We start from the raw sequence: 4117 nt of genomic DNA, 5'->3' as shown, positions 1-4117 counted from the left end.
CCGGAGTGCCGGTGATCTCATCACGCAGCACTTTGGTGCCGTCAGGGCGGGCAACCAAACCACGCAGGAACAGTTCGCTGTTGTCATCATTCAGTACGGCGTAGCAACCGATAGGTACCTGACAGCCGCCTTCCAAACGACGGTTCATGGCACGCTCGGCCATCACGCGCCATGCAGTCTCCTGATGATGTAATGGTTTCAGCAGTGCAATCGCATCGGTATCGTCTGTGCGGCATTCGATGCCTACGGCACCCTGTCCACCGGCTGGCAGGCTGTCTTCTGGCGTGATTTCGTGCGTGATACGGTCTTCCAGTTTTAGTCGCAGTAAGCCGGCTGTCGCCAGAATGATGGCATCGTAATCACCGGCATCCAGTTTGCCCAAACGGGTTTGCACATTGCCGCGCAGCCATTTGATCTCTAAATCTGGACGGCGTTCGCGCAACTGGGCTTCGCGACGCAGGGAGGAGGTACCCACGACAGCACCGGCGGGCAGGTCATCCAGATGCTTGTAGTTATTGGACACAAACGCATCGGTTGGTTGCTCACGCGGACAGATAACGCTCAGGCCCAAGCCTTCAGGGAACTCCATCGGTACATCTTTCATGGAGTGAACCGCGATATCGGCACGATTCTCCAGCAGAGCTGTTTCCAGCTCTTTTACAAACAGCCCTTTACCGCCGACTTTAGCCAGTGGGGTATCCAGAATCTTGTCACCGCGAGACACCATAGGCACTAACTCCACGGTCAGATCCGGGTGGTGTTTTTCAAGTTCTGCTTTGACGTATTCGGCCTGCCAGAGTGCCAGCAGGCTTTTTCGGGTGGCGATTCGGAGGGTTTTGCTCATCTTCAGATCCTGTAAAAACCACATGCGGGTTGTGGAAAGCATTCAATTGACTCGATTGTATCAGATACGAAGAGGGGCGATGAGGGTTGAGCATGATATAATAAGTCGCAAATTTTTAGCCTGCAGCCACCGTTGGCTGCGAGATTCGAGGTTGATCGCATGAGTGACAATACTAACCAGCAGTGGGGCGGCCGTTTTAACGAGCCAACCGACGCTTTCGTAGCCCGTTTTACCGCATCTGTAGAATTTGATCAGCGTATGTATCTGCAGGATATCCGCGGGTCTATCGCTCATGCCAAAATGCTGACTAAAGCGGGCGTGCTGACCGAAGACGAGCGTGATGACATCATCCGCGGTCTGGGTGAAATCCGTATCGAAATCGAACGCGGTGAATTTGAATGGTCTGTGGCACTGGAAGATGTGCACATGAACATCGAAGCGGCACTGACTAAGAAGATCGGTATTACCGGCAAGAAACTGCACACCGGGCGCTCCCGTAACGATCAGGTCGCAACCGATATTCGCCTGTACCTGCGCGACGAAGTGGATCTGATTCTGGAAGAGATTACCCGTCTGCAGCAGGGCTTACTGGGTGTGGCTGAACGTGAAGCAGATACCATTATGCCGGGCTTTACACACCTGCAGACAGCACAGCCGGTTACCTTTGGTCATCACCTGCTGGCATGGTTTGAGATGCTGAGCCGCGATTACGGCCGTTTTGTTGATTGCCGTGAGCGTACGAATATTATGCCATTGGGGGCTGCGGCGCTGGCCGGTACAACTTACCCGATCGAGCGTGATATGACCTGCGAGCTGCTGGGCTTTAGTGCACCGGCTGAAAACTCACTGGATGCCGTATCGGATCGTGATTTCGCCATTGAATTCTGTGCGGCGTCCAGCATCCTGCTGATGCACATGACCCGTATGTCTGAAGAGCTGGTGTTGTGGACATCTGCTCAGTTTAACTTCATCAACTTGCCTGATCGCTTCTGCACAGGCTCTTCTATTATGCCGCAGAAAAAAAACCCGGATGTGCCTGAGTTGGTACGTGGTAAATCGGGTCGTGTTTACGGTCACCTGATGAGCCTGCTGACGTTGATGAAGTCGCAGCCGTTGGCGTACAACAAAGATAATCAGGAAGATAAAGAACCGTTGTTCGATGCGATCGATACGGTGAAAGGCTGTCTGCGTGCATTTGCGGATATGATCCCTGCGCTGGAGCCGAAAAAAGAGAGCATGCGTGAAGCGGCGCTGCGTGGTTTCTCTACTGCTACCGATCTGGCTGATTATCTCGTACGTAAAGGTGTTGCGTTCCGTGATGCACACGAGATTGTCGGTAAGTCTGTTGCATACGGTATTGAGCAGAATAAAGACCTGGGCGAGATGACGTTAGACGAACTGGCTCAGTTCTCTGATGTGATCACTGCGGATGTGTTTGATGTGCTGACGCTGGAAGGCTCTGTTGCTGCGCGTGATCACATCGGCGGTACAGCACCCAATCAGGTGCGTGCTGCAGTCGCTCGCGGCGAGAAGAAGCTGGCTGAACGTCAGGCTTAATCACAAGCGGTTTGATATCAACGGGGTAGCCATCGGTTACCCCGTTTTTGTTTGTACGTAGTTCTCCCCAGTATGCTCCTCTGCATCCTTCTGCTAGCCTTAGCACATTGTTATCTCTCTGTTTTGCAGGAGCTTTTCGTCTATGTCGAATCCTCAGTCTGAAGCCGCGGCCATTTTTGCAGCCTATCCCCGCTGGCGTCTGATTAATGAACCGATCTCCGTTGACCCTCTGGATGGGTTGCAACGTGATACTGCGTTGTTAAAAGAGGTGGCGGCAGGTAAGCGAGGGGCGACGGCACGTATCTGGGAAAACCCCCAGAGTCTGGTGGTGACCCGCCGAGAAACCCGCTTTCCGAGCTTCAAAAACGCACAGGCACAGCTGAGCCAGGAAGGCTGGCCGGTGCTGGTGCGCGAAAGTGGGGGGACTGCAGTGCCACACGAACCGGGCATCATCCACTTCAGCCTGATGTTCCGGCAGGATAAGTTATTTCAGTTCAGTATGGATGCCGTATACGAAGCCCTGTGCGAACCGCTGCAGATGGCGCTGACATCACTCGGCCTGATACCCGGTTATGGTGAGGTTAAAGGCTCCTACTGCGATGGAAAATACAATCTGGTGGTGGACGGTCTGAAGATCACCGGGACTGCGCAGCGCATCATCGGTGCCAAAAAATCGGATGATGGCGTGCAGCGATCTGCTGTCATGGCCCAATCCATGTTGATGGTGGAAAGTGACCCGGTCGCCGGAACCGACGTGGTGAACCGCTTCTATCACCTGGCGGGCAGCGACCGGGTGTTTGATCCGGCCGTATCCACCAGTGTGCAGCATCGGATGGGTGAGCGGGCTGCCGATCTGGCGCCCGGCGAGCTGACGTTGCTGGTGCGAGAACGTTTAGCTGAAGCGTTTGCTCAGCTTGCTGAGCGTGGCTGATCGGGTTGTTTAAAAAGCCCGGCTAAAATATTGATGGCTTCAATGGGAAGGGCGTCTTTGCGGTGAATCAGCATGATATTCATGGCTGACTCTGTGGCATTGAGGCTTTCCAGTTGCAGTGAGTGTTCATAGCGATTCTGGGTCACCATTTCACGGCTGATGACGGTGTAACCCAACCCGGCTGCGACACAGCCCAGCAAGCCATCCACAGTGCTCATGACCATCGTCTCTTCGTTACAGCGCCCGGTTTTACGCTGCCAGGCGAGCGCACGCTCACGGTAGGCGCAGCCATCGCCGCGGATAATTAACGTGGGCTCCCCCGTTTGTTCTTTCGATGTCACTACGACCATCTCTTCCTGTACTGCAGGAATCACATTCAATTCTCCGTGTTCAACCTGTCCGCCGACAAAAGCGCAGTCCAGCTGATGGTCCAATACCGCGGTGATCAGCTCGGCACTGGTCGCGGAGTGGACTTTGGGGATGATGTTGGAGTAATCCCGCCGCAGTGCCTGCAGGGCCGCAGGCAGGTGCACGGCCGCGAAAGGTTCCGGGCTGCCAATATGCAGTTCATAGTTATCGGCCGCCAGGTGGACCGCTGCTGTCGCTTGCCGTTCAAGCTGTAGCATCTGGTTGGCGTAGTTGTAGAGAATTTCCCCGCTTTGGGTGAGTTCCAATTTGCGACCGCGACGCACAAACAGGGCTGCATCCAGCTCCTCTTCCAGTCGTTGAATGCGGGTGGTGATATTGGATTGCACCGTGTGTAGCTTGAGTGATGCTGCTTTTAT

4 protein-coding genes are annotated in these 4117 nt (G+C 54.4%); 2 read left to right on the top strand and 2 right to left on the bottom strand.

Annotated features, from left to right (window positions below; translation table 11 throughout):
* Positions 1-844: hydroxymethylbilane synthase (gene hemC / locus ABYW01_RS15745; RefSeq protein ID WP_372834462.1), on the bottom strand; the 844-nt coding region annotated here is incomplete at its 3' end.
* A gap of 159 nt (positions 845-1003) precedes the next feature.
* Here hemC and argH point away from each other — a divergent pair.
* Both argH and ABYW01_RS15735 read left to right on the top strand, forming a co-directional pair.
* Positions 1004-2401, top strand: a complete 1398-nt coding sequence (gene argH, locus ABYW01_RS15740) for an argininosuccinate lyase (protein WP_193952449.1) — start codon at positions 1004-1006, stop codon at positions 2399-2401.
* Positions 2402-2543: 142 nt separating this feature from the next.
* Positions 2544-3332, top strand: coding sequence for a biotin/lipoate A/B protein ligase family protein (locus ABYW01_RS15735; RefSeq protein ID WP_372834459.1), 789 nt, complete (start codon positions 2544-2546; stop codon positions 3330-3332).
* Here the strand turns inward: ABYW01_RS15735 and ABYW01_RS15730 are convergent.
* Positions 3311-4117 (bottom strand): LysR family transcriptional regulator (locus ABYW01_RS15730; RefSeq protein ID WP_372834457.1); only part of this gene is annotated, 807 nt, incomplete at its 5' end. The genes ABYW01_RS15735 and ABYW01_RS15730 overlap by 22 nt on opposite strands.

Source organism: Pontibacterium sp., from assembly GCF_041587635.1.
Lineage (GTDB): Bacteria > Pseudomonadota > Gammaproteobacteria > Pseudomonadales > Balneatricaceae > Pontibacterium.
Note: the sequence above shows the minus strand (reverse complement) of the source record. Positions and strands in the feature narration are given on the sequence as shown.